Source organism: Microbacterium sp. str. 'China' (assembly GCF_002993305.1).
GTDB lineage: Bacteria > Actinomycetota > Actinomycetes > Actinomycetales > Microbacteriaceae > Microbacterium > Microbacterium paraoxydans.
Genome location: NZ_CP027434.1, coordinates 2,404,860 through 2,429,445 on the forward strand (window position 1 = coordinate 2,404,860; position 24,586 = coordinate 2,429,445).

At 71.9% G+C, this 24,586-nt stretch carries 24 protein-coding genes; 15 read left to right on the forward strand and 9 right to left on the reverse strand.

Features of this window, described 5'->3' with window-relative positions; translation table 11 throughout:
- Window positions 1-21: 21 nt before the first annotated feature.
- The 3 genes from C6C15_RS11595 to C6C15_RS11605 all read left to right on the forward strand — a co-directional run bounded on the left by C6C15_RS11595 (window position 22) and on the right by C6C15_RS11605 (window position 2,927).
- Entirely contained in the window at window positions 22-1,011 is a 990-nt protein-coding gene (locus C6C15_RS11595) for a hypothetical protein (RefSeq protein WP_060923419.1), read from the forward strand.
- Between the two features lie 87 nt (window positions 1,012-1,098).
- Window positions 1,099-2,688 carry an acyl-CoA carboxylase subunit beta gene (locus tag C6C15_RS11600; RefSeq protein WP_370670667.1) on the forward strand — a complete coding sequence of 530 codons (1,590 nt, stop codon included), beginning with the start codon at window positions 1,099-1,101 and terminating at the stop codon, window positions 2,686-2,688.
- Window positions 2,685-2,927: an acyl-CoA carboxylase subunit epsilon gene (locus tag C6C15_RS11605; protein WP_306304915.1), complete on the forward strand. Its 243-nt coding sequence runs from the start codon at window positions 2,685-2,687 to the stop codon at window positions 2,925-2,927. The genes C6C15_RS11600 and C6C15_RS11605 overlap by 4 nt, the downstream gene beginning before the upstream one ends.
- A 196-nt stretch (window positions 2,928-3,123) precedes the next feature.
- On the opposite strand, the gene C6C15_RS17360 is transcribed toward C6C15_RS11605, so the two are convergent.
- From C6C15_RS17360 to C6C15_RS11625, 5 genes are read right to left on the reverse strand one after another with little or no spacing between them, the layout of a single operon-like run.
- Window positions 3,124-3,324, reverse strand: coding sequence for a hypothetical protein (locus C6C15_RS17360; protein WP_234024137.1), 201 nt, complete (start codon window positions 3,322-3,324; stop codon window positions 3,124-3,126).
- Window positions 3,287-4,147, reverse strand: a complete 861-nt coding sequence (locus tag C6C15_RS11610) for a hypothetical protein (protein ID WP_234024138.1) — start codon at window positions 4,145-4,147, stop codon at window positions 3,287-3,289. The genes C6C15_RS17360 and C6C15_RS11610 overlap by 38 nt, the downstream gene beginning before the upstream one ends.
- Window positions 4,144-5,379 (reverse strand): hypothetical protein, encoded by a 1,236-nt coding sequence (locus tag C6C15_RS11615; RefSeq protein ID WP_083370891.1) that lies wholly within the window; start codon window positions 5,377-5,379, stop codon window positions 4,144-4,146. Before C6C15_RS11615 ends, C6C15_RS11610 begins: the two co-directional genes overlap by 4 nt.
- On the reverse strand, window positions 5,369-6,028 hold the full coding sequence (locus C6C15_RS11620) for a response regulator transcription factor (RefSeq protein WP_105950165.1): 660 nt from the start codon (window positions 6,026-6,028) through the stop codon (window positions 5,369-5,371). The genes C6C15_RS11615 and C6C15_RS11620 overlap by 11 nt, the downstream gene beginning before the upstream one ends.
- A gap of 43 nt (window positions 6,029-6,071) precedes the next feature.
- Entirely contained in the window at window positions 6,072-7,316 is a 1,245-nt protein-coding gene (locus C6C15_RS11625; RefSeq protein ID WP_105950166.1) for a class I SAM-dependent RNA methyltransferase, read from the reverse strand.
- A 23-nt stretch (window positions 7,317-7,339) separates the two neighbouring features.
- Between C6C15_RS11625 and C6C15_RS11630 the strand changes: the two genes are divergently transcribed.
- Together C6C15_RS11630 and C6C15_RS11635 are read left to right on the forward strand one after the other, a co-directional pair.
- A complete protein-coding gene (locus C6C15_RS11630; RefSeq protein ID WP_105950815.1) occupies window positions 7,340-7,975 on the forward strand; it encodes a Maf family protein in 636 nt (211 codons plus the stop codon).
- Window positions 7,976-8,053: 78 nt separating this feature from the next.
- Window positions 8,054-9,820 carry an acetyl/propionyl/methylcrotonyl-CoA carboxylase subunit alpha gene (locus C6C15_RS11635; RefSeq protein WP_029989988.1) on the forward strand — a complete coding sequence of 589 codons (1,767 nt, stop codon included), beginning with the start codon at window positions 8,054-8,056 and terminating at the stop codon, window positions 9,818-9,820.
- Window positions 9,821-9,902: 82 nt separating this feature from the next.
- Here the strand turns inward: C6C15_RS11635 and C6C15_RS11640 are convergent, their stop codons facing one another.
- Entirely contained in the window at window positions 9,903-11,351 is a 1,449-nt protein-coding gene (locus tag C6C15_RS11640) for an NAD(P)H-quinone dehydrogenase (protein WP_060923621.1), read from the reverse strand.
- 48 nt (window positions 11,352-11,399) lie between these two features.
- On the opposite strand from C6C15_RS11640, the gene C6C15_RS11645 reads away from it, so the two are divergent.
- Genes C6C15_RS11645 through C6C15_RS11655 form a run of 3 tightly spaced genes read left to right on the forward strand, consistent with a single transcriptional unit; the run spans window position 11,400 to window position 14,166 of the window.
- Entirely contained in the window at window positions 11,400-12,233 is an 834-nt protein-coding gene (locus tag C6C15_RS11645) for a purine-nucleoside phosphorylase (RefSeq protein WP_060923622.1), read from the forward strand.
- Entirely contained in the window at window positions 12,230-13,900 is a 1,671-nt protein-coding gene (locus C6C15_RS11650; protein WP_105950167.1) for a phospho-sugar mutase, read from the forward strand. The genes C6C15_RS11645 and C6C15_RS11650 overlap by 4 nt, the downstream gene beginning before the upstream one ends.
- Before the next feature lie 2 nt (window positions 13,901-13,902).
- Window positions 13,903-14,166, forward strand: a complete 264-nt coding sequence (locus tag C6C15_RS11655) for an HPr family phosphocarrier protein (protein WP_105950168.1) — start codon at window positions 13,903-13,905, stop codon at window positions 14,164-14,166.
- Between the two features lie 3 nt (window positions 14,167-14,169).
- On the opposite strand, the gene C6C15_RS11660 is transcribed toward C6C15_RS11655, so the two are convergent.
- The gene (locus tag C6C15_RS11660; RefSeq protein ID WP_105950169.1) at window positions 14,170-16,092 is read right to left on the reverse strand and encodes a BglG family transcription antiterminator; all 1,923 of its coding nucleotides are present in this window, start codon (window positions 16,090-16,092) and stop codon (window positions 14,170-14,172) included.
- 163 nt (window positions 16,093-16,255) lie between these two features.
- On the opposite strand from C6C15_RS11660, the gene C6C15_RS11665 reads away from it, so the two are divergent.
- Genes C6C15_RS11665 through C6C15_RS11695 form a run of 7 tightly spaced genes read left to right on the forward strand, consistent with a single transcriptional unit; the run spans window position 16,256 to window position 22,530 of the window.
- Window positions 16,256-16,573, forward strand: a complete 318-nt coding sequence (locus tag C6C15_RS11665) for a PTS sugar transporter subunit IIB (protein WP_060923562.1) — start codon at window positions 16,256-16,258, stop codon at window positions 16,571-16,573.
- Complete coding sequence (locus C6C15_RS11670; protein WP_071329668.1) at window positions 16,570-16,851, forward strand: HPr family phosphocarrier protein; 282 nt, start codon at window positions 16,570-16,572, stop codon at window positions 16,849-16,851. The genes C6C15_RS11665 and C6C15_RS11670 overlap by 4 nt, the downstream gene beginning before the upstream one ends.
- Window positions 16,848-18,533: a phosphoenolpyruvate--protein phosphotransferase gene (gene ptsP / locus C6C15_RS11675; RefSeq protein ID WP_105950170.1), complete on the forward strand. Its 1,686-nt coding sequence runs from the start codon at window positions 16,848-16,850 to the stop codon at window positions 18,531-18,533. Before C6C15_RS11670 ends, ptsP begins: the two co-directional genes overlap by 4 nt.
- The gene (locus tag C6C15_RS11680) at window positions 18,530-20,164 is read left to right on the forward strand and encodes a PTS mannitol transporter subunit IICB (protein ID WP_105950171.1); all 1,635 of its coding nucleotides are present in this window, start codon (window positions 18,530-18,532) and stop codon (window positions 20,162-20,164) included. Before ptsP ends, C6C15_RS11680 begins: the two co-directional genes overlap by 4 nt.
- A complete protein-coding gene (locus C6C15_RS11685; RefSeq protein WP_025105671.1) occupies window positions 20,161-20,595 on the forward strand; it encodes a PTS sugar transporter subunit IIA in 435 nt (144 codons plus the stop codon). The genes C6C15_RS11680 and C6C15_RS11685 overlap by 4 nt, the downstream gene beginning before the upstream one ends.
- Window positions 20,592-21,746 (forward strand): mannitol-1-phosphate 5-dehydrogenase, encoded by a 1,155-nt coding sequence (locus C6C15_RS11690; protein ID WP_105950172.1) that lies wholly within the window; start codon window positions 20,592-20,594, stop codon window positions 21,744-21,746. The genes C6C15_RS11685 and C6C15_RS11690 overlap by 4 nt, the downstream gene beginning before the upstream one ends.
- A gap of 37 nt (window positions 21,747-21,783) precedes the next feature.
- Window positions 21,784-22,530, forward strand: coding sequence for an alpha/beta hydrolase (locus C6C15_RS11695; protein WP_234024139.1), 747 nt, complete (start codon window positions 21,784-21,786; stop codon window positions 22,528-22,530).
- Here C6C15_RS11695 and C6C15_RS11700 read toward each other — a convergent pair.
- Complete coding sequence (locus C6C15_RS11700; RefSeq protein ID WP_105950174.1) at window positions 22,527-23,396, reverse strand: carbohydrate kinase family protein; 870 nt, start codon at window positions 23,394-23,396, stop codon at window positions 22,527-22,529. The two genes, C6C15_RS11695 and C6C15_RS11700, sit on opposite strands and share 4 nt — an antisense overlap.
- Before the next feature lie 60 nt (window positions 23,397-23,456).
- The gene (locus C6C15_RS11705; protein ID WP_060921498.1) at window positions 23,457-24,572 is read right to left on the reverse strand and encodes an adenosine deaminase; all 1,116 of its coding nucleotides are present in this window, start codon (window positions 24,570-24,572) and stop codon (window positions 23,457-23,459) included.
- Window positions 24,573-24,586: the final 14 nt, after the last annotated feature.

The window sequence follows — 24,586 nt, forward strand, 5'->3', positions numbered from 1 at the left end:
CGCGCTTCATAGGATCGGCACATGGCCCCCAAGGTGCACAAGATCCACTCCCTGCCGGACGACGCCCCGTGGGACAAGGGCGTGCCGCCGGTCGGCTCCCCCGAACACCCGATGATGGTCCGCGGGCTCGATCGGGTGCTGTCGATCCAGCGCCCGCTGGTGCTCGCCCACATCCGCAGCATCCGGCTCCGCAACCCGCACGCGACCCCCGACGAGATCATCCGGATCCTGGAGCGCCGCTATCTCGCAGCCGTCACGACGGGCGGGGCCGCGGTGGGGGCGACCGCGGTGGTCCCCGGTATCGGCACAGGCATCACGCTCGCCCTCTCCGGGGTCGAGACGGTGGGATTCGTGGAATCCACGGCCCTCTTCGCGCAGTCGGTCGCCGAGGTGCACGGCATCGCGGTGGGAAACCCCGACCGCGCTCGCGCACTGGTCATGACCCTCATGCTCGGCAAGGAGGGCGTCGACCTCGTCGGGCAGCTCGCGCGGCAGGTCACCGGTCGCGGCAGCAGCCGGTCCGCGTACTGGGGCGAGCTGGTGACGAAGTCGCTGCCGCGCGCCGCCGTGGGGCCGCTCGTGGACCAGCTCAAGGGGATGTTCGTGAAGCAGTTCGCGGCCAAGGGCGGGGCTTCCTTCATCGGCAAGGCGATGCCGTTCGGGATCGGCGCGGCGATCGGCGGCGCGGGCAACCACATCCTCGGACGCCGCGTGCTCACCACTTCCCACCGGGCCTTCGGAGCCGCACCGCTCACCCTCCCCGCGGAGCTGGAACCCGTGCCGGGCGCCGAGAAGGTGGAGCTGCGGATGCTGCGCGGAGCGCGCTACGCCGGCAACGCGGTCGCGGGAGCCGCGGGCACCGTGGCACGCGGCGCAGGCTGGGTCGGGCACCGCGTCGGCGAGATCGCCGGTCGCCGACGCGAGCACCCAGCGGAGGAACTCGACGCCGGTCCCGCCGATGGCGATCATGGGTTGCCGCCGCGACCGGGTTCGGACACGACCGCGGGGTGAGCGAGCGCGCACCTCGCCAAAGGATCCGCCGCCCCGTTGTGCCGATCATCCAACGGACGGCGCGAAGCCGACGCTAGGGTGGAATCCGTGACGGACAAGCCCGACCCCTTTACCACCGCCGGAAAGATCGCGGACCTGCGCGCTCGCTACACCGAGGCCGTCGTCGACGCCGAGGCGAAGGCGAAGGAGAAGCAGCACGCCAAGGGCAAGATGACCGCCCGCGAGCGCATCGAGCTCCTCGTCGACCCCGGCAGCTTCGTCGAGTTCGACGAGTACGTGCGCCACCGCACCACCGCGTTCGGCATGGACCGCTCGCGTCCGTACGGCGACTCCGTGGTGACCGGCGTCGGCACCATCCACGGCCGCACCGTCGCCGTGTACTCGCAGGACTTCTCCACCTTCGGCGGGTCGCTGGGCGAGGTCGCCGGCGAGAAGATCGTGAAGATCATGGAGTTCGCCCTGGCCGGCGGGATGCCGTGCATCGGCATCCTCGACTCCGGCGGCGCCCGCATCCAGGAGGGTGTCGTCGCGCTCGGCAAGTACGGCGAGATCTTCCGCCTGAACACCCGTGCCTCCGGCGTGATCCCGCAGATCTCGATCATCATGGGCCCGGCGGCCGGTGGCGCGGTGTACTCCCCCGCCCTCACCGACTTCGTCATCATGGTCGACAAGACCAGCCAGATGTTCGTCACCGGACCCGACGTGATCAAGACCGTCACCGGCGAGGACGTCGGCATGGAGGAGCTCGGCGGCGCCTACACGCACAACACCCGCTCCGGCGTCGCGCACTACCTCGCCGAGGACGAGGACGACGCGATCGACTACGCGCGCACGCTCCTCGGCTTCCTGCCCGACAACAACATGGCGGAGCTGCCCTCCTACGAGAGCGCGTTCGAGTTCGAGACCACGGACGCGGACCGCACGCTCAACACGCTCATCCCGGACTCCCCGAACCAGCCGTACGACATCCACACCGTGATCGAGCACGTCGTGGACGACGGCGACTTCCTCGAGGTGCAGCCGCTGTTCGCGCCGAACATCGTCATCGGCTTCGGACGCATCGAGGGCCGCTCGGTCGGCATCATCGCCAACCAGCCCTCGCAGATGGCGGGCACGCTCAACATCGAGGCGGGCGAGAAGGCGAGTCGGTTCGTGCGCTTCTGCGACGCGTTCTCGCTGCCGATCGTGACCCTCGTCGACGTCCCCGGCTACCTGCCGGGAACCGACCAGGAGTGGACCGGCGTCATCCGCCGCGGTGCCAAACTCCTGTACGCCTATGCCGAGGCCACCGTGCCGCTCGTGACGGTGATCCTGCGCAAGGCCTACGGCGGCGCGTACATCGTCATGGGCTCGAAGCAGCTCGGCGCCGACGTGAACCTCGCCTGGCCCACCGCGGAGATCGCCGTGATGGGCGGCCAGGGCGCCGTCAACATCCTCTACCGCGGGGAGATCCGCAAGGCGGAGGAAGCGGGCGAAGACGTGGCGGCGGTCCGCACGCGCCTCGCGAACGAGTACACCTACAACGTGGCCTCGCCCTTCCTCGCGGCCGAGCGCGGCGAGCTCGACGGGATCATCGAGCCGGCGAACACGCGGGTGGCCATCGCGAAGGCCCTGCGGGCGTTGCGGGGCAAGCGTGCCGAACTGCCCCCGAAGAAGCACGGGAACATCCCGCTGTGAGCGGCCAGGAACCTGCCGTCGACGGGGCGGCGCCCGCGCCCGTGATGCTGGAGGTCACCCGCGGCACCGCGACCGAGGAGGAGCTCGCTGCCCTCATCGCGGTTCTGGGGGACGCCTATGCGAACGAGCAGGCGGAGGCGACGGTCGAGGAGCCGCGGGTCTCCGCGTGGACCCGCACGCAGCGTCCGCTGCGTCGGCCGCTGCGCCGGGACATCCCCTGGGGACGTTTCGCCGGCTGAGGCCGGTGGCGGACTTTGTCCCCCAAAATACCTACAGACAACCGTTGCACGGGACCGCAGACTAGAGGAGACGCTTCGCGTTCGGCTGGTCTCTCTGTCCCAGGGTAGACAGACGCTGATCGGCCACCAGCGGACGGTTTTCGGGTAACTGTCCGCACGGCGAGGGGCAGGCGGATTCGCCGCCCCTCGCCCACTCTCAGCTCCGCGCGTCGGACGTCGTCCCGCGCCGCTCCCTCGTGATCTCGTGCCACAGGTCCACGGAATCGTCGTCCGATGCCCGCAGACCCGCGCGACCGACGACGGTGACGGCGACGAGCGGGTCTCGTGCGGAGCGGATGATGATGCGCCCGGTCCCGGCGCTACGGAGCACCGACGCGAGCTCGTCGCGGATCTCCATGCGTCGGCCCTCGTCGACGCCGTCGAGACCCCCCCTCGTCGAACACCGTCACGGAGGCGCCGTGGCGGCGCGCGGCGTCGATCGCGTTACGGACGTCGTCGTTCAGGAGGTCCGCACCACGCAGCTCGTCGCGTAGACGCCCCTCCGCGAGCCGGGCCTCCAGCCGCTCATCGTCGTCGAGCTGGCCGCGTGACGCCACCACCCGGCTGAGCACGGGGCCCGCGACGGCGAGGGCGAACTGGGTGCGGAGGCGACGCTCGCGCTGGCGCACCCGTTGCGTCGCGTGCCAGGCCGAGACCGCCTGCTGGATCTCCGACAGGCGCTCCGTGTCGCTCACGGCGCGGTCCCAGAACATCACCAGGAGCTGGGCGACCGCGACCCACATGATCGACCCCACCACTCCGAGATTCATCGCCACCCCCAGGCCCAGGGCGAGGGATGCCGCGACCACGAGCACAGCGAGCGCCGCCCAGCCCGCCCACGCGCGGCGACGGACCACGCAGACGATGCCGAGCAGACCGAGGGCGCCGATGTACCAGGTGGCGAAGGGCGCCGTCCGATCGTCGGGGTCCAACGAGAGGGTGACCAGCACCGGGATGATCGTGCTCGCTCCGAGGGCGAGGAGCGCCGACCACAGCGGCATGCGTACCGTGGCCGGACTCCCGAGGATCGCGATGTTCACCACCACGAGGTACACGGCGATGGCGAGGACCATGAGCAGCGGAGCCGTCGGCTGCTCGATCCACCAGATCCCGCGTGCGACGAAGTACAGCGCGAAGCCGACGGCGAGCGTGGTGGCGACGCTGCGGACGGTCCGGTTCATGAGCGCTCCCACCCCAGGGTCACGACGGTGCCTTCCGCATCCGAGGAGATGTGCGCGGTCCCGGCCACACCGGCCATGCGGGCGAGGATCGAGGCGCGGATGCCGAGCCGGTCGGGACCGATGGCGTCGACGTCGAAGCCGCCGCCCGTGTCCGAGATCGTCACGGCGATGCCCTCGTCACCGTGACCGACGACGAGGATGTGCAGACCTCGACCGTGGGCGTGCGCGACCGCGTTCCCGATCGCCTGGCGGGCGGCGAGCACGAGCGCTCGCGCGGCACGCCCCGGGATGAGGCCGCTGCCGCCGCGCTCCTCCACGATGGCGTCCGCGCCCAGTTCGGAGAGCGCTCGTCGCAGCTCCACGACGATCTGCGCGGCCCCCACCGGCTCGTCGCTGCCCTCCTCCGCGACCGCGGCCTCGGTGTTCGCGAGCCGCGTGAGGGCCTCCCTGGCCATCGCCACGGCGAGCTCCCGTGCGCGCTCGCCCTCCGCGCGCTCGGCGGCGATGAGAGCGGCCAGGACGCTGTCGTGCATGAGCGCCGACATGGCGACCCTCTCCTCCTCCGCAGCCGCGGTCGCGGCCGCCGTCGCGTACGAGGCCACGGCGGTCCCCCGCGCCTCGTCGACGCCCGCGGCGACCGAGCGGAACATCCAGCCGAGCGAGACGATCACGACACCGAGGATCAGGGTGAAGGAGACGTCGAACGCCGTCGTCACCCAGAACTCCCGGGAGAACTCCCCCTGCACCAGACGCACGTATCCGTACACGAAGGGCACGCCGACGGCCCACGCGAACTGCAGCCGCACGGGGAAGGCGAGCATCGCCGCCACCACGCCCACGTTCACGAGGAAGAAGATCCACGGCTGGTCGCCCGCCACCTTGTCCGTGGGGTCGACGACGATGGGCCACGCTGCGAGCGCGAGCAGATACACGACGGCGAACACCCCCGCGGCCAGGCGCACGCCGCGTCCGATCAGACAGGCGACGAGCATCGCCGTCAGCGGTACGAAGACGCCAACGAGCATCGAGATGTGCGGCGCGTCTGCGCGGGACATCGTCTGCACGGCCGCGATCAGGGCCTGCGCCCCGAGCACGGCCGACCCCAGGGCGACGACGATCGCGAGGATGCGTTCCATCCGCTTGCCGGTGAACCGCTCGAAGCCGTTCTCCGCGCTGCCGGGAGAAGGGATCTTGCTCCAGGCGTCGCGGACGCTCAGCGGCTCAGCGGGCACTCGGCGCCCCGTCGGCCGTCACGATGCCGTCCTCCATCGCGCGCCGCAGCAGATCGACCTTGGTGGGCGCCGGCCGACCGACCTCGACGTACTTCACCCGGATCCGGGTGATGTTCTCCTTCGCCGTGGAGTATGCGACGCCGAGACGTTCGGCCACGGCCTTCAGCGGCAGGCCCGTCGCGTACAGACGCAGCACCTCCCGCTCGCGGCTGGACAGCTGCGCGTCGGCGAACGCGCGGTCGCCGTCGACCGCACTCGCCCATTCGACGTTGTTCAGCGCCTCGCCCTGCGCCACGGTGCGGATCGCGTCCAGCACGTCGTCGAGGGCCGACGACTTGCTGACGACACCGGCCGCCCCCGCCGCCAGGGCCTCTCGCACTGCTGCGGGCCGGTCGGCGACACTGTGGATCACGACGCTGGCGCCGTCGGCGACGAGGGACACGACGTTCTCCGTCACCGTCGTCCCGTCCCCCAGCGTCAGGTCGAGCACGACGACGTCGGCCGGCGGGGCGCCCGTGGAGGACCGCCACACGAGGTAGGAGCCGACCGTTCTCCCGGTGAACACGACGGTCTGCCCGTCCCTGGCGCACGCGGCCTCGAGGCCGAGGCGGACGGACTCGTGGTCGTCGATGAGGGCGACGGTGCTCATGCCCACAGCCTAGTGAGTCGCGGACCGGGGACCGGGAATGCGCTCACCGGGTGAGCAGGGCGACGACCTCGAAGTGGTGCGAGTGCGGGAACAGGTCGAACCCGCGGAGCGCGTCGATCCGCCACCCCAGGCCCCGGAAGGTACCGAGGTCGCGCGCGAGGGCGACGGGGTCGCAGGCGACGTAGGCGATCGCGGACGGAGCAAGCGCATGCACGCCCTCCACGACCGCGCGTCCGGCGCCGGACCGGGGCGGGTCGAGCACCACCGCCCCCGTCGAGCCCCCGCGTCGCGGCTGCTGCAGGAAGCGGTCGACCCGGGCCGTGACGGCGGTCACCTCGAGCGGGGCCAGGTTCGCGGCGGCGTGCTGCGTCGCGCGGCGGCTGGATTCGACGGTCACGACGTCGGTGCCGCCGAGATCCGCGAGAGTCCGCGCGAACAGACCCACACCGCCGTACAGGTCGTAGTGCGTCGCGTCCGGCTCCACGTGTCCGTCGAGCAGCCCGTACACGGCGCCGTCGAGGACGGAGGCGGCGCGGGGGTGCACCTGCCAGAATCCGCCGGCGTCGACGTCGAACGTGCGGTCGCCGACGCGCTCCTGCACCACCTCGGGCTTCGGCCGGGGGCGGCGGTCCCTGGGATCCCGGCGCTCGGCCTCGGGGTGCCGGAGGATGCGCACGCGGCCGTCCGCGGGCTCCACGAGCTCGATGCGCCCGGGCTTCTCGCCCCGCAGGGCCAGGGCAGCCTCGGCGATCGCGGGGCGGGCGAGCGGGTAGGTCGAGACAGGCACGACGCGGTGGCTGCGGGCGGCGAAGGGACCGATCCTCCCGGCATCGTCGACGTGCAGGGTCACCCGCGTGCGCCACCCCGTCCCGTCGCCGGACTCCACGGCCTCGATCTCCGGGGCCTCGAGCCCGGGACCGGCGAAGCGGTCGAACGCCTCTGCCAGCACCTGTCGCTTGAGCGCGCGCTGGTGGTCGAGCTCGATGTGCCCGAGGTCCGCGCCGCCGGGTCGCTGGGCGGGGTCGTGCGCGACGTCCGCCTCCGGCCAGATGTGCGGCCGGCGATGCGGGGAGGCGTCGAGGACCTCGAGCGTCTCGGCGCGCCAGAAGCTCCGTGTGTCCGGCTCCCCGGCGGCGGGGGACGGATCCAGCAGGCGGGCACGGACGCGCTCGCCCGGGATCGCGTCCGAGACGAAGACCACGCGTCCCTCGTGACGGGCGATGAAGGTGCCTCCGTGGGCGATGCCGGTGATGTCGAGATCGAGCACGTCGGCTGCGGAGGAAGTCATCCTTCGAGGATACGGTGGTCTCCATGCGCGTCTGCCTCGCCTCCACCTCCCCCGCCCGGCTCATGCTGCTGCGTCAGGCCGGCGTCGAACCGCTCACGCTGTCGCCGGAGGTGGACGAGGACGCCCTGGCCGCCGCCGCAGAGGAGCGCATGGGTCCCCTCGCACCCGCCGACCTCGTGCTGCTGCTCGCCCGCGCCAAGGCCGCCGCCGTCGCCGAACGGCTGGCCGCCGAGGGCGTGTTCGACGGCATCGTCATCGGCGGGGACTCGATGTTCGCCCTCGGGGACCGGGTGTACGGCAAGCCCTACACGCCGGAGGAGGCCACGCGCCGGTGGCAGGAGATGCGCGGCGCGACCGGAGTGCTGCACTCCGGGCACTCCGTGTTCCGCGTCTCCCCCGGCGCGGCTCTCGTCGAGGCGACGGCCGTCGCGGAGGCCGCCGTGACGTTCGCCGATGACATCAGCGATGAGGAGATCGCCGCGTACGTGGCATCAGGGGAGCCGCTGCACGTCGCGGGAGCCTTCACCGTGGACAGCCTCGGCGGCGCCTTCATCACCCGGGTCGAGGGCGATCCCTCCACCGTGGTGGGCATGTCGCTGTCCACCGTGCGCGCCCTCGCTGCCGACCTCGGGGTCCGGTGGACGGATCTGTGGTCGTAGACTCCCCTCCACGTTTTTCCCTCTTTCTTGTCGAGAGTCGTCAAAAGTATCGGGATGCTACTCGCTAGGCTGGCAACCATGCCTGAAATCGCGAAGGTGCTCGTCGCCAACCGCGGCGAGATCGCCGTCCGCATCGTCCGTGCCGCTCGTGACTCCGGGATCGCCTCGGTCGCCGTCTACGCCGACCAGGACAGGGACGCACTGCATGTGCGCCTGGCCGACGAGGCGTACGCGCTCGGTGGCGCGACCAGCGCCGAGACGTACCTCCAGATCGAGAAGATCCTCTCCGTCGCCCGCCGCGCCGGTGCCGACGCCGTGCACCCCGGCTACGGCTTCCTCGCGGAGAACGCCGAGTTCGCGCGCGCGGTGATCGACGCCGGGATGATCTGGATCGGCCCCTCCCCGGAGGCGATCGAGGCGCTCGGCGACAAGGTCACCGCCCGCCACGTGGCCGAGAAGGTCGGCGCGCCCCTCGCGCCCGGCACCCCCGGCCCCGTCTCCGGTGCCGACGAGGTCGTCGCCTTCGCGCAGGAGTACGGTCTGCCGATCGCCATCAAGGCGGCCTACGGCGGCGGCGGACGCGGGCTCAAGGTCGCCCGCGAGCTCGACGAGGTCGAGGAGCTGTTCGAATCCGCCACCCGCGAGGCCGTCGCCGCGTTCGGCCGCGGCGAGTGCTTCGTGGAGAAGTACCTCGACAAGCCCCGCCACGTCGAGACCCAGTGCCTCGCCGACGCCGAGGGCAACGTCGTCATCATCTCGACCCGCGACTGCTCGCTGCAGCGCCGGCACCAGAAGCTCGTGGAGGAGGCGCCGGCCCCGTTCCTCACGCCCGAGCAGAACGAGAAGCTCTACTCGGCGTCCAAGGCCATCCTCAAGGAGGTCGGCTACGTCGGCGCGGGCACGTGCGAGTTCCTCATCGGCGCCGACGGCACGGTCTCCTTCCTCGAGGTGAACACCCGCCTCCAGGTCGAGCACCCCGTGTCCGAGGAGGTCACCGGGATCGACCTCGTCCGCGAGCAGTTCCGCATCGCCGCCGGCGGCACGATCGACTACGACGACCCCCAGCCGCAGGGTCACTCCATCGAGTTCCGCATAAACGGCGAGGACCCGGGTCGCGGATTCCTCCCCCAACCCGGCCCCATCCACGTCTTCAAGACCTTCGGCGGCCCCGGCATCCGCCTCGACTCCGGCGTCACCGCCGGGGACGCGGTGTCCGGCGCGTTCGACTCGCTGCTCGCCAAGATCATCGTCACCGGCAAGGACCGCGCCGAGGCCCTGGAGCGCGCGCGGCGGGCTCTGGACGAGTTCGAGGTCGCGGGTCTGCCCACCGTCATCCCGTTCCACCGCAAGGTCGTCCGCGATCCCGCCTTCACGGCGGAGGACGGGACGTTCGGGGTGTATACGCGCTGGATCGAGACCGAGTTCGACAACGACATCCCCGCGTGGGACGGCGAGCTGGAGGCTCCGGCTCCGACGAACGCCCGGCACACCGTGGTCGTCGAGGTCGGCGGCAAGCGCCTGGAGGTCAGCCTGCCCGATCGCGTCGCGGTCGCGCCCGGCACCACCGGCCGCCCGGCGGCCGTCCCGCCGTCGCGCCGCAGCCACGCCACGGTCGCCAACGCCGGGGCCTCCGGCGATGCGGTGAAGTCGCCGATGCAGGCCACGGTCGTCAAGGTCGCGGTCGAGGAGGGGCAGCAGGTCGTCAAGGGCGACCTCGTCGTCGTCCTCGAGGCGATGAAGATGGAGCAGCCGCTGCAGGCGCACAAGGACGGCGTCGTCGGCAACATCGACGCCGCCGCGGGCACCACGGTCTCCGCCGGTCACCAGCTCCTCACGATCTCCTGACCCGAGACCCCGCTTTCACGCCGAGACCCCGGGCTGCAGATGTCTGCAGCCCGGGGTCTCGGCGATTGCGGGGGGTCTCGGGTCAGGAGATGTTCACGAGGTGCATCGCGCGGCTCGCGTCGGTGATGCTGCTCGAGAGCGAGGGGTACGCGGCGAAGACCCGCGAGACCTGGTCGACGGTGAGACGGCGCTCGACCGCGATCGCGATGGGGTAGATGAGCTCCGACGCCTTCGGGGCCACGATCACGCCGCCGATGACGGTGCCGGACCCCTTGCGGGCGATGAGCTTGACGAAGCCGTCCTTGATGCCCATCATCTTCGCGCGCGGGTTGGCGGCGAGCGGGAGCTTGTAGACCATGCCGTCGGCGAGGCCGTCCTCCACGTCCTTGACGCCGTAGCCGACGGTCGCGATCTCCGGCGCCGTGAAGATGTTGGAGGTGATCTTGATGAGCTCGAGCGGGATGACGATGTCGCCCAGCGCGTGGAACACCGCCGTCCGCCCCTGCATCGAGGCCACCGAGGCCAGCGGGAAGAAGTTCGTGCAGTCCCCCACCGCGTACACGTTCGGCACCGAGGTGCGCGCGACGCGGTTCACCCGGACGTGACCGGAGTCGTCGAGCTCGACGCCGGCCTCCTCCAGGCCGATGCCCGCAGTGTTCGGGATGGAGCCGACCGCCATGAGGCAGTGGCTGCCCTCGACCGTGCGGCCGTCCGACAGGGTCACGGTGACGCCGTCCCCGACGACCTCGACCTTCTCGGCCCGCGACTTGGACAGCACCTGCATGCCGCCGCGCTTGAACACCTTCTCCAGCACGCGCGCCGCATCCTGGTCCTCGCCGGGGAGCACCTGCTCGCGGCTGGAGACGAGCGTGACCTTCGCACCGAGGTTCATGTAGGCGGAGGCGAACTCCGCACCGGTCACGCCGGAGCCGACGACGATGAGGTGCTCGGGCAGCGCCTTCATGTCGTAGAGCTGAGTCCACGTGAGGATGCGCTTGCCGTCGGGCTTGGCGGAGTCGAGCTCGCGCGGCGAGGCGCCGACCGCGACGACGATGGTGTCGGCCTCGACGCGGTCGAAGTCCGTGCCGCGCTCGCCGGTGGAGACGACGATGGCGTTCGGACCCTCCAGCCGGCCGTGACCGGAGAGGATCCGCACGCCCGCATCGAGGAGGGTGGTGCGCATGTCCTCGGACTGCTGACCGGCCAGCGCCACGAGGCGCTTGTTCACGGCGGCGAGGTTGATGGCGATCTCCGGCTTGAGCGGCTTGCCGTTCTCGCCCTTGGCGTAGAAGTTCACGCCGAGGTCGCTGGCCTCGGAGATGGCGACCGCGGCGTCCGCCGTGGCGATGAGGCTCTTCGACGGCACGACGTCGGTGAGCACGGCCGAACCGCCGACACCGACGCGCTCGACGAGGGTGACCTCCGCTCCGAGCTGGGCGGCTGCCAGGGCCGCCTCGTAACCGCCGGGTCCGCCGCCGAGGACGGCGACGCGCTGAGTGCGCTCGAAAGTGGTGGAAGACATGCTCTCCATTCTTCCGCAATCCTGGCACCGGAGCCTGCCACTTCCTAGAGTGGATCCATGCCTGAAACCCACAGCAACCCCCTCGATGACCCCGCTGCGAACCCGTTCGAGGTCGCAGCCGAAGCCGCCGCCGACATCGCGCGGCTGACCGGCGTCGAGAAGCACGACATCGCCCTCACGCTCGGCAGCGGCTGGGGCAAGGCGGCCGACCTCATCGGCGAGACCGTGGCGACGATCCCCGCGACCGAGGTCACCGGATTCTCGAAGCCCGCTCTCGAGGGCCACGTCGGCACGCTGCGCAGCATCCGGACCCCGGGCGGGAAGAACGTCCTCGTCATCGGCGCCCGCACGCACTACTACGAGAACCACGGCGTGCGCCGGGTCGTGCACAGCGTCCGTACCGCCGCAGCTGCCGGCGCGAAGATCATGGTCCTCACCAACGGCGCGGGTGGCATCCGCGAGACGTGGAAGCCCGGTCAGCCGGTGCTGATCAGCGACCACATCAACCTCACCGCCGACTCGCCCCTGGAGGGCGCGACGTTCATCGACCTCACCGACCTGTACGCGAAGCGCCTGCGCGACATCGCCCGGACGGTCGACCCCACGCTCGACGAGGGCGTCTACACGCAGTTCCGCGGCCCGCACTACGAGACCCCGGCTGAGGTGCAGATGGCGAAGCACATCGGCGGCCACATCGTCGGCATGTCCACCGCGCTCGAGGCGATCGCCGCGCGCGAGGCCGGCATGGAGATCCTCGGGTTCTCACTCATCACGAACCTCGCCGCCGGCATCCAGCAGACGCCGCTCAGCCACGCCGAGGTCATCGAAGCCGGTCGCGAGGCGGAGCCGGTGATCTCCGCCCTGCTGGCCCGGGTGGTCGAGGCCCTGTGAGCGAGGAGCGGCTCGCCCAGGCCCGCGCCTGGTTGCGCCAGGACCCCGACCCGCAGACCCGCGACGAGCTCGCCGGCATCGTCACACGGGCCGCCTCCGGGGACGAGGCCGCCGCGGCGGAGCTCGACGACCGCTTCGGCAGTCGTCTCGCGTTCGGCACGGCGGGGCTCCGCGGCGCGCTCGGAGCGGGAAGCAACCGGATGAACCGGGTGCTCGTCTCCCAGGCCGCCGCGGGCTTCGCGGCGTACCTGCGCGAGCGGGCCGCCGGGGCGACGCCGACGGTCGTGATCGGCTACGACGGACGCCGGAACTCCCGGGTGTTCGCCCAGGACTCCGCGGAGCTGTTCGCCGGGGCCGGCCTGCGCGCGATCCTGCTCCCCCGCCTGCTGCCGACACCCGTGCTGGCCTTCGCCGTGCGTCACCTCGGCGCCGATGCCGGCGTGATGGTGACCGCAAGCCACAACCCGCCCGACGACAACGGCTACAAGGTGTACCTCGGCGGGGCGGATGCCGGCTCGCAGATCGTCGCTCCCGCCGACGCCGAGATCGCCGCCCACATCCAGCGGGTCGCGGACAGCGGCGACGTGCGGGCTCTACCGCGGTCCACCGCCTACGAGACCGCGGGCGAGGACCTCATCGAGGCCTACGTCGCCGCCACCGCCGCCGTCGCCCCGGCGCCCGCGGGGGCCCGCCGCCTGCGCTGGGTCTACACCGCGATGCACGGCGTCGGCTGGGAGACGGTCGCCCGCATCCTCGACGCCGCCGGCTACCCGCGGCCCGTCGTGGTCGACGAGCAGCTGCATCCGGACGCGACGTTCCGCACGGTGTCCTTCCCGAACCCGGAGGAGCCGGGGGCCATGGATCTCGCGTTCGCCACGGCCAGGAGGGCGAAGGCGGACTTCATCCTCGCCAATGACCCGGACGCCGACCGCCTCGCCGTGGCCATCCCGGACGAGACCGCCGCGGACGGCTGGCGCCGTCTCACGGGGAACGAGGTCGGCCTGCTGCTCGGTGCCCGCGCCGCGCGCGCCGCGGACGGCACCCCGGGCGCCTCGCTCGCCTGCTCGCTCGTCTCCTCCCCCGGGCTCGGCGCCATCGCCGCGCAGCACGGGCTGGACTTCCACGAGACGCTCACCGGGTTCAAGTGGATCTCCCGGGCCCCTGGCATCGTCTTCGGCTTCGAGGAGGCCCTGGGCTACCTCGTCAACCCCGAGACCGTGCGCGACAAGGACGGCATCTCCGCCGCGGTCGCCGTGCTCGGGCTGGCCGCCGAAGCCCAGGAGCGCGGGGTCACCCTCGCCGATCTCGTCCGCGAGGTCGGCGACACGTACGGGCACTTCGCGAGCGCGCAGGTGTCGGTGCGGGTGGCGGACCTGTCGCTCATCGGCACGGTGATGCTGTCGCTGCGCTCGCTTCCGCCCACGCAGATCGCGGGGCGTTCGATCGCGTCGGCCGAGGACCTGCTGCAGAGCGCTCCCGGGCAGCCCTCCGGCGACGTGCTGCGGTACCGGCTCTCGGACGGATCCCGGGTGATCGTCCGGCCGAGCGGCACGGAGCCAAAGCTCAAGGTGTACATCGACGCCACGGGTGATTCCGCCGAGGCGGCCGCGGCGGCCGTCGCCGAGCTGGAGGCGGGCGTCCGGGTCCTCCTGGACGAGCGCTCCTGACCATGCCCGTCCGCCATGTCGTCGTCAGCGCTCACAACGGCGTGCACGCACGACCGGTCGCGGAGCTCGTGCGCCTCGCGCAGGCGCACGAGCTCCCCGTCACGCTGCGCACCGCGGACGGCACGTCCGTGGATCTGCGCAGCGTCCTCGCGGTGATGGACCTCGCCCTCGCATCCGGCGACGCCGTGACCCTGGAGACGCCGGCCGGCCCGGCCTCGGAGAGCGTCCTCGACCAGCTCGCCCTCGTGCTCGCCCCCGACGCCTGAGCCTCAGCCGTCGATCACGGCGACGAGTTCGTCGAGGAAACCCTCGAAGGTCGCGCTGCGCCGGACGATCCGCTGCACGCTCTCGCGCTCGCTGAACACCTCCACGAGCTGCTCGAAGACGGTCTGGAAGGCGGCGCGGTCGCTCTCGCTGAAGGCGGCCAGCGCGACGACCTGCACCCTTCCGTCGCCCCAGGCCGCCGACCCCTCCGCCACGCCGAGCGCGATCGCCGTGCGAGCCGCGGTCATCTGCAGCGCGTGCGGCACGGCCAGCGCGTCGGTGAACGCCGTGGAGGACATGCGCTCCCGGACGATCGTGTTCTCCACGTAGTCGTCACCGATCAGGCCGGCCCGCACGAGGGGCGCGCCGAGCCGCCGGATGATGGCCTCCTCCCCTTCGTCCGGGAGGGGATGCACGAAGGCGTCGGGGTGGAAGTAGCGCGCGAGCTCCTCCCGGAGCCGGGCGAGCCGCCGCCCCCGGCGCAGGCGCCCTGCGGCCTGCTGGATGCGGTCGACGTCCGCGTCGGTGAGGAACGGCTGGATGCGCACGAAGCGGTCGCCCGCGGCCCCGGGCTCGATCGTGCTCAGCACGAGGTCGGTGTCGAACGACGCCCAGTCCGGGTCGACGTTCGTGACGACGCTGGTGACCTCGATCGCGGAGCCCAGCGAGCGGTCCACACTCGAGCGCAGGAGTTCGTGGAGCTCGTAGTAGCCCGGGCAGACGATGGTCGCGGTGAGGATGGACTCCGCCTTGCGGCTCCGTTCCAGCCGGCCACCGACGTGCATGGCGATGTAGGCGATCTCGTCATCGTGGATGGGCGTGCCAAGCCGGTCGTGCAGACCGCTCGCGATCGACACCGCGACCTCGAAGATCATCGGGTACGTCGTCTTCAGCGAGCGGGTGAGCGGATTCCGGGTGAGCGCACTCTCCTCGGCACGACGCAGGAGGTTCTGCACGTGCAGCGCGAGACGGAGCACGAAGGTCTCGTCGACGAGGTCGACGCGGTAGTCCTCCGCGGCCCGCGCGATCTCCGCTCGGACCGCCGCCTCCACGTCCGGGGCCACGCCGCTGCGGGCGAGCTCCTGCGCCGCCTCGCCACCGGGGGCGACGATCCGGGTGAGGACCAGGGAGGCGAGGTGACCGCTGTCCCCCTCGCCAAGGACCACGGCGAAGTGCTCGGCCGCGAGGCGGGCGATCACCGCTCCCACCCGCGGGATCTCCGGTCGGGCTCCCACCGGCGGCGCGTCGAGGGCGCGCCCGGCGGCCACTCGCTCGGCGGCGATCGCGATATGCAGCAGGACGTCGGCGATCGCGAGCTCGTTGACGTAGTAGCCGAGCTCGCCGAGCTCGCCCACCAGGGCGGACTTGAAGGGTCCGACTGCCTGCGCATCGACTGCGGTCCCGGAGAGGGCTCGCCGGAAGATCTCGGGGTGGAACGAGGCGTCGTCCATCTCGTCGTGCGCGAGGCGGCTGAGCAGCCGGCGCTGGGCAGCCTCGTCTCCGCGGAGCCGCACCCGCTCCCGTGCACGTTCGAGCGTCAGGTCGGTGCCGTCGAGGAGCCCGCGGACGCGCACGAGGTCCGCCTCCAGCGTCGCCTCGCTCACGTGCAGGGCGTCCGCCGTGTCGAAGACGTCGATCCCCTCCTCCTCGTCCAGCAGCAGCCGGACCAGGGCGTGCAGCCGTTCGCGGGGCGCGGAGTCGCCGCCCTGCCGCACCCGGAGCGCACCGCGGGCGCCGGGGCCCGCCCGATAGCCCGCCGGGCCGGACTCGACGACAGCGGCGCCGGGCGTGCGGGCGTTCAGGGCCGCGACGTAGGAACGGATGCTCCGGGGCGTCACACCGAGGAGGTCGGCCAGCGTGCCCGCGGTCGCCCAGCCCTCCTCGCGCAGCAGGGCGGCGAGGAGCTGGTCCTGACGCTGGCGCGACATGATCCCTCCGAGTTCCCGTGCTGACGGCACTGTCCGACTGCTCTCCATGATGACAGCCTCCGGCGACACGGGCGCGGCGAGCAGGGTTCCGCAGGGGCGGAAGAGAACGTGTTGGTGCCACCGCGGCCTGATTTCCCAGACTGTTCTCAGGAAGGTGACATCGATGAGGATTCTCGTGGTCTGCGGCGCCGGCGCGTCGAGCACATTCGTCGCACAGCGCCTGCGCACCGCCGCCGCCGCGGCGGGACTGGACTGGGACGCGGACGCCGGTGTCGAGAGCACCGTCCCCGTCGGCGGACACGACCTCGTCCTCGTGGGTCCGCACCTTCGTGAGCGCCTCGGCGCCATCCGCGACCTGACCCGCGCGCCCGTCGCGGTCCTGCCGGACGACGTGTTCGCCGATCGCGACGGCGGCCGCACGCTTCTCCTCGCCCAGTCGACCCTCGCCGCCGCCGGCGGGGCCCCGAAAGGAACACCATGACCGCCACCCGCACCGTCCGCATCGGCTCTTCGCACGGACTGCACGCCCGGCCCGCCAAGATCTTCGCCCAGGCCGCGAAGGACTCCGGCCTCGCGGTCACGATCGCCAAGGATTCCGGCAAGCCGGTCAACGCCGCGAGCATCCTCGGGGTGATCGCCCTGGCCATCGAGCACGGCGACTACGTGACGCTCACGGCCGAGGGCGACGGCGCGGAGGGCGTCCTGGACACGCTCACCGAGCTGCTGACCACCGACCACGACCAGGACGCCGCCGGATGAGCGCGCTGCGAGGGGTGGGGATCGGTCTCGGCGTCGCGCAGGGACCGGTCGTCCGCATGACCGAGGCGCTGCCCGCGCCCGAGAACACACCGAGCACCGCGGGGGCGGATGCCGAGCGCGCGCGGGTCCGCGAGGCCGTCGCCGTCGTGGCGCAGGAGCTGACCCAGCGCGGCGAGGCCGCCGGTGGTGCGGCGCAGGAGGTGCTCGAGGCGCAGGCGATGATCGCCGAGGACCCCACCCTGCAGGACGAGGTCGACAGCAGGATCGACGCCGGCGCCACCGCGGAATGGGCCGTGCACGACGCCTTCGCCGGCTTCCGGGCCACGCTCGAAGCCGTCGGCGGCTACCTCGGCGAGCGCGCCGCTGATCTCGACGACATCGCCCAGCGGGTGCTCGCCCGGCTGCGCGGCGTGGAGGCCCCCGGCGTCCCCGATCCTGGGCACCCGTTCGTCCTCGTGGCGCGTGACCTCGCGCCCGCCGACACTGCGCTGCTGAACCTCGACCAGGTGCTCGCCCTCGTCACCACCGACGGCGGCCCGACCTCCCACACGGCGATCCTCGCCAGGGAGAAGGGCATCGTGGCCGTGGTCGGCGTCGGCGACGGGCACGCCCTGACGACCGGGGAGACCGTGATCGTCGACGCGGCCGCGGGTGTCATCACCCGCGAGCCGACCGACGACGAGCGCGCCCGAGCCGCCGAGCGCGCCGCCGCCCGCCGCGCCGCCGACGACGCCCCGCTCACCCCCGGTGCGCTCGCCGACGGCACACCGGTCGCGCTGCTCGCGAACCTGGGGAAGCCTGCCGATGCCGCCGACGCGGTCGCTCGGGGGGCCGAGGGCGTCGGCCTGTTCCGGACGGAGTTCCTGTTCCTCTCGGCGTCGCAGGCGCCGACGGTCGCCCAGCAGCGGGACGCCTATCGCGAGCTGCTGGAGGCGTTCCCCGGCAAGAAGGTCGTCGTGCGGATGCTCGACGCGGGGGCCGACAAGCCGCTGGCCTTCCTCAACGACGCACACGAGGAGAATCCGGCCCTGGGACTGCGCGGCCTGCGGGCACTCCGCGCGAGCGAGGACATCCTCCGCGAGCAGCTGACCGCGCTGGCCGAGGCCGACGCGGTGACCGACGCCGACCTGTGGGTCATGGCACCCATGGTGGCCACCGTCGAGGAGACCGTGTACTTCACCGGCCTCGCCCGCGAGTACGGGCTGAAGACGGCCGGCGTCATGGTCGAGGTGCCCTCCAGCGCCCTGCTCGCCGACCGGGTGCTCGGGCACGCGGACTTCGCGTCGATCGGCACCAACGACCTCACCCAGTACACGATGGCCGCGGACCGGCTGCTCGGTTCCGTCGCGTCGTTCCAGGATCCCTGGCACCCCGCGGTGCTGCGCCTGGTGCGCGAGGTCGGCGCGGCCGGCGCCCGTCTCGGCAAGCCGGTCGGCATCTGCGGCGAGGCCGCGGCCGATCCGCTGCTCGCCGTCGTCCTCGTGGGCCTCGGCGCGACGAGCCTCTCCATGGCGCCGTCCGCCCTCGCCGACGTCCGCCAGGCGCTCGCCGCCCGGACTCGCGAGGACGCCGTCCGCCTCGCGGAAGCCGCGCTCGGCGCGGACGACGCCCCCTCCGCCCGCACCGCTGCGGCGACCCTCGCCGTGGCACTCCCCCCTCATCAGAAAGAGACCACATCATGACGACGACGTCACCCGCCGCCACCGCCCCCGGTGGCCTCCGCGTGGGCGTGCAGCGTTTCGGCACGTTCCTCTCCGGCATGATCATGCCGAACATCGCGGCCTTCATCGCCTGGGGCTTCATCACGATGCTCTTCATCCCGAAGGGCTTCTTCGGGGCCGAGAGCCCGTTCGGCTGGCACTGGGCCGGCGTCGCCGAGATCATCGGCGGCGGCGGCGACTCCGCCGTCCTCGGCTGGCAGGGCGCGATGACCGCGGTCGCTGAGGGCGCGGACGGCAACATCCTGGCCTACGTCGGCCTGGTCGGGCCGATGGTCACCTACCTGCTGCCCCTCCTGATCGCGAACACGGCCGGACGCATGGTCTACGGCGAGCGCGGTGGCGTGGTCGCCACGATCGCGACCGTCGGGGTGATCGTCGGGACGAACATCCCGATGTTCCTCGGCGCCATGATCATGGGCCCGATCGCCGCGTGGATCATGAAGCAGGTCGACAAGCTGTGGGACGGCAAGATCCGCCCCGGCTTCGAGATGCTCGTCAACAACTTCTCCGCCGGCATCCTGGGCATGATCCTCGCCATCGTCGGGTTCTTCGCCTTCGGCCCGGTCATGCTCGGCATCAGCGCCGCGCTGGGGGCTGCCGTCGACTGGCTCGTCTCGCTCAACCTGCTGCCGCTCGTGTCGATCATCGTCGAGCCGGCCAAGGTGCTGTTCCTCAACAACGCCATCAACCACGGCGTGTTCACGCCGCTGGGGATCGAGCAGGCCGCCGAGACGGGCAAGTCGATCCTCTTCCTCATCGAGGCGAACCCCGGCCCCGGCCTCGGTCTGCTGCTCGCGTTCACCTTCTTCGGGGTCGGCGCGGCGAAGGCCTCCGCTCCCGGTGCCGCCATCATCCAGTTCTTCGGCGGCATCCACGAGATCTACTTCCCGTACGCGCTCAGCAAGCCGACCACGATCCTCGCGCTCATCGCGGGTGGAGCGGCCGGTGTGACGACCAACATGGTCCTCGGCGGCGGACTCGCCTTCCCGGCGGCCCCGGGCAGCATCATCGCCGTGACCGCCGCGGCCATCGGCCCCGGCGTCGCCAACCTCCTCGTCGTCTACCTGTCGGTCATCATCGCGGCGACCGTGACGTTCCTCATCACCGGCGTCATCCTGCGGGCCTCGCGCAAGCGCGACCTCGCTGCCGAGGGCGACGCGTTCGGCGCGGCCATCGCGCAGACCGAGGCGAACAAGGGCAAGTCGTCCGCGGCGATGGACGCCCTGCGCACCTCGACCGCGACGACGGCTCCGGAGACCACGCCGGCTCCCGCCACCACCGCGGTCTCGGCGGCCCCCATCGAGACCATCGTGTTCGCGTGCGATGCCGGCATGGGCTCGTCCGCCATGGGTGCCAGCGTGCTCCGCAACAAGCTGAAGAAGGCCGGCATCGAGGGCGTCACCGTCACGAACGCCGCCATCGCCAACCTCGACGGCGCCGCCGACGTGGTCATCACGCAGCAGCAGCTCACCGACCGGGCCACGGCGAAGTCGCCCGACTCCCTGCACGTCTCGGTGGACAACTTCATGAACTCGCCGAAGTACGACGAGGTCGTCGAGATGGTCAAGGAACAGCGAAAGGACGAAGAATGAGCGTTCTCACTGCCGAGCAGGTCCGCATCCACCCGGGAGGCGCGTCGCGCGACGACGCGCTCCAGGAGGCGACGGACATCCTCGTCGCCGCTGGCGCGGTGACCCCGGCGTACGTCGACGCGATGCGCCAGCGCGAGGAGACCGTGTCGACGTACATGGGCAACGGGCTGGCCATCCCGCACGGCACGAACGAGGCGAAGGACGCCATCCTCGCCTCCGCCCTCTCCGTCGTCCGCTACGACGGCGGCGTCGACTGGGACGGCGAGCAGGCGCGGTTCGTGATCGGCATCGCCGGCGTCGGCGACGAGCACCTCGACATCCTGTCGCGCATCGCGATCCTCTTCTCCGAGGAGGACGACGTCGCGCGGCTGGAAGCGGCGGCGACGCCGGACGAGCTGTTCGCTCTCCTCTCGGAGGTGAACGAGGGATGAAGGCGGTCCACTTCGGGGCGGGCAACATCGGGCGTGGTTTCGTCGGCCTGCTCCTGCACGAGGGCGGCTACGAGGTCGTGTTCAGCGACGTCGCCGACGCGCTCGTGGAGGCGATCGACCGGGCGGACTCGTACACCGTGCACGAAGCCGGCCCCGGAGGGACCGACCACGTCGTCTCCGGGTTCCGTGCGGTGAACAGCCGCACGGACCCCGCCGTGGTGGCGGAGGAGGTGGCGACGGCCGACGTCGTCACGACCGCCGTCGGCCCCACGGTGCTGCGGTTCGTCGCCCCGTCGATCGTCGCCGGGCTCGCGCTGCGCTCCCCCGAGGCCGCGCCGCTGCAGGTGATGGCCTGTGAGAACGCCATCGGCGCCACCGATCAGCTGCGGCAGGAGATCGTCGCCGCGGCAGGGCCGGACGCCGATACGCTGCTCGGCCGCGCCGTGTTCGCGAACACCGCCGTCGACCGGATCGTGCCCGCGCAGCCGGAGGGCGGCGGCATCGACGTCACGGTGGAGCCGTACTTCGAGTGGGCGATCGAGGCCCGGCCGTTCGGCGACACCCCGCCGCGCATTCCCGGCGCCCATTTCGTCGACGACCTCGCGCCGTACATCGAGCGCAAGCTCTTCACGGTGAACACCGGTCATGCCGCCACCGCGTACTTCGGTGCGCGGGCGGGCATCGAGCGGATCTCGGACGCCCTCGCGGACGAGGCGATCGCCGCGCAGGTCTCCGCCGCGCTGGAGGAGACCTCGGCGGTGCTGGTCGTCGAACACGGTCTCGACCCCGCGGAGCTGGCGCAGTACCGCGCCACCATCCTCGAGCGGTTCCGCAATCCCGCGCTCGTGGACACCGTGCAGCGCGTCGGCCGTCAGCCGCTGCGGAAGATCTCCCGGCACGAGCGCTTCATCGGTCCCGCCGCGATGGCGGCCGAGCACGGACTGTCGACGGACGCCCTGGTGGCGGCCGTCGCCGCCGCACTGGAGTTCGACGACCCCGCCGACGAGCAGGCGGTCGAGCTGCAGACCCTGCTGCGCACCGAGGATGCCGGCGGATTCACCGTCCGCACCACGGGCCTCGATCCGGAGCACCCGCTCTTCCCCGGCGTCCGCGACGCGGTGGCGCTCCGGCAGGCGGCCCTCGCCGGCTGAGAGGACGCGGCGTCCGGGCGGGAGTAGCGTTGCTGCTGTGCACAACAAGCCCGGGCGCCGCGTCCTGAAGAGAATCCTGTGGGGTGTGGCGATCGTCCTCCTCCTCGCCGTCGGCGGCATCCTCGTCTGGAGCCAGGTCGGCGTCATGGCCGCGGAGCCCGAACCGCTCGCCGCCGTCCGTGAGAACCCCGCGATCACGGTGACCGATGCCGAGGAGGGGATCGTCCTGGAGCCCGCGGACGGCGCGTCAGACCGCGGACTGGTCTTCATCCCGGGAGCGAAGGTCGACCCCTGGGCCTATGCGTCGATCCTGCAGGGACTCGCGGAGGAGGGCACCACGGTCGTCATCACCCGGCCCTGGCTCAATCTGGCCTTCTTCGATCCGCGTGGCCTCGACTCGTTCACGAGCGCCGCGCCCGACGTGGACACCTGGGCCGTGGGCGGCCACTCCCTCGGCGGGGTGCGCGCCTGTCAGCTCGCGACGGACGCCGACGCCCTCGTCCTCTTCGCCTCCTACTGCGCGACCGACCTCGCCGGAACCGACCTCCCTGTACTGAGCGTCTCCGGCAGCGAGGACGGCCTCTCCACGCCGGAGAAGATCGCGGACGCGCGCTCCGAACTCCCCGCTGACGCCGAGTTCGTCGAGATCGACGGCGCCTCCCACGCCTCCTTCGGCGACTACGGACCCCAGTCCGGTGACGGCACCCCGACCATCGACGGCGACGAGATGCACGCCGAGATCACCGAGGTCGTCGGCGGCTTCCTGGAGCAGGTCGCGCCCTAAGCCGCCCGCGGATCCCCGAGGATGGGATCGAGCAGCGGATGCAGGTGCCGGGTGGTCAGCACGCCGGCGGCCGAGCGCGCACCTGCCGAGAGCGCCGACGCCAGGTCCGCACCGGCCAGCCGCGCGTCGAGGACTCCGGCCAGGAACGCGTCGCCCGCGCCGTTGGTGTCGACGACGGTGGTCGGCAGCGCGGGCACCCGCAGCTCGGCCCCGTCCTCCCCCACCGCGACCGCTCCCTCGGCGCCAAGGGTGCACACGGCGAACTCCGCTCCGTCCGCGACGGCGGCACGGAGGAACTCCACCGGCGCGGCCAGCCGATCCGCGTTGCAGAACACCGCCGCGGCCGCCTCCAGGAACGGCCGGTGGTACGCGTCGATGCCGTCGTAGTCGTGCACGTCGACCCAGAGCGGCGTGCCGCTGGCCGCCGCGAGCGGGAGCAACCGCCGTGGCTCCGCGGCCAGATCGAGCACGACGGCGTCGGCGGCGGTCATCGCCGTGGCGTACGCGGCGTCCTCCGTCCCCGTCGTCTCCGCCGGTGTGGAGAGGTACAGCGACACCCGGTCACCCTGCGAAGTCATCAGGTTGAGGTGCCGCTCCGTGGTTCCGTCCGTCCACTGCGCGACCACCCCGGCCTCCTCCAGCGCCGCACGCACCCGGAGCCCATCCTCGTCCTCCCCGGCGATGGCATGCAGCACGACGGATCGGCCGAGCGCCGTCAGGCTCAGCGCCTTGCCCGCACTCGTGCCGCCGATCGTCTCCCAGCTCGCCTGCGCGAACTGCATGTGCGGCACCGGCTCGGGGAGCCGGTCGAGAAGGACCATGCGGTTCCAGGACGCGGGACCGGCGAGGAAGACGGAGGCGGGCATGTGTCCATCCTCGCGCGCCGCCTCCCGTTCCGGCGCGCGGATCGGTCGTGTCGCCCCGGCTCAGGCGTCGAAGCCCTCGGCGATCATCTCGACGAGCTCTTCCCTCTCCTCGACGGGGAGGAAGGCGGCTGCGGCGGCGTTGAACTGGAAGGCCTCGAGGTCGTCGAGGTCGTACTCGAAGGTCTGCACGAGCAGGGCAAGTTCCCTGGTGAGCGAGGTGGCGCTCATGGTGCGGTTGTCCACGTTCACGGTCACCGCGAAGCCGAGCTGGTAGAGCAGGTCGAACGGGTGATCGGCGAGCGTCTTGCCCCACGCGGCGACGGCACCCGTCTGCAGGTTCGACGACGGGGAGAGCTCCAGCGGGATCTCCCGGTCGCGCACCCAGCGCGCGAGGTCGCCGAAGCGCACCTGCACCTCGTCGCCCTCCTGCGTGACGACCTCGAGGTCCTCGGCGATCCGGACGCCGTGTCCGAGGCGGAGCGCACGACCGTCCAGCAGGGCCGAGCGGATCGAGGCGAGCCCGGCCGCCTCCCCCGCATGCACGGTCACCGGGAAGAAGTTCTCGGCGAGGTAGTCGAAAGCCGCGCGGTGGTCCGACGGCGGGAAGCCGTCCTCGGGACCGGCGATGTCGAAGCCGACGGCGCCGCGTCCGCGGAAGTCCACCGCGAGCTCGGCGATCTCCCTGGCACGGTCGGTGTGCCGCATGGCGGTGAGGAGCTGTCCGACGCGGATGCTGCGACCGTCCCGGTCCGCCGCGTCCTCGCCCTCCTCGATCCCCTGCTGCACGGCCTCGACGGCATCCTCCAGCGAGAGACCGCCGGCCTGGTGCTGTTCCGGTGCCCAGCGCACCTCGCCGTAGATGACGCCGTCGGCCGCGAGGTCCTGGACGAACTCGCGCGCGACACGGGTCAGCCCCTCCCGGGTCTGCATGACCGCGGTGGTGAGCTCGAAGGTCTTCAGGTACTCCACCAGCGATCCGGAGTCGCTCTTCTTCGCGAACCAGGAGCCGAGCGCCGCCGGGTCGGAGGCGGGGAGGTCGAGACCGATCGCGTCGGCGAGCTCGATGATCGTGGCCGGGCGCACGGCGCCGTCCAGGTGGTCGTGCAGCGACACCTTCGGCAGGCTCCGCAAGGAGACGCCCTGGATGGCGACGTCGCCGCTCGCATCGATCGACATGGGGATCCTCTCGG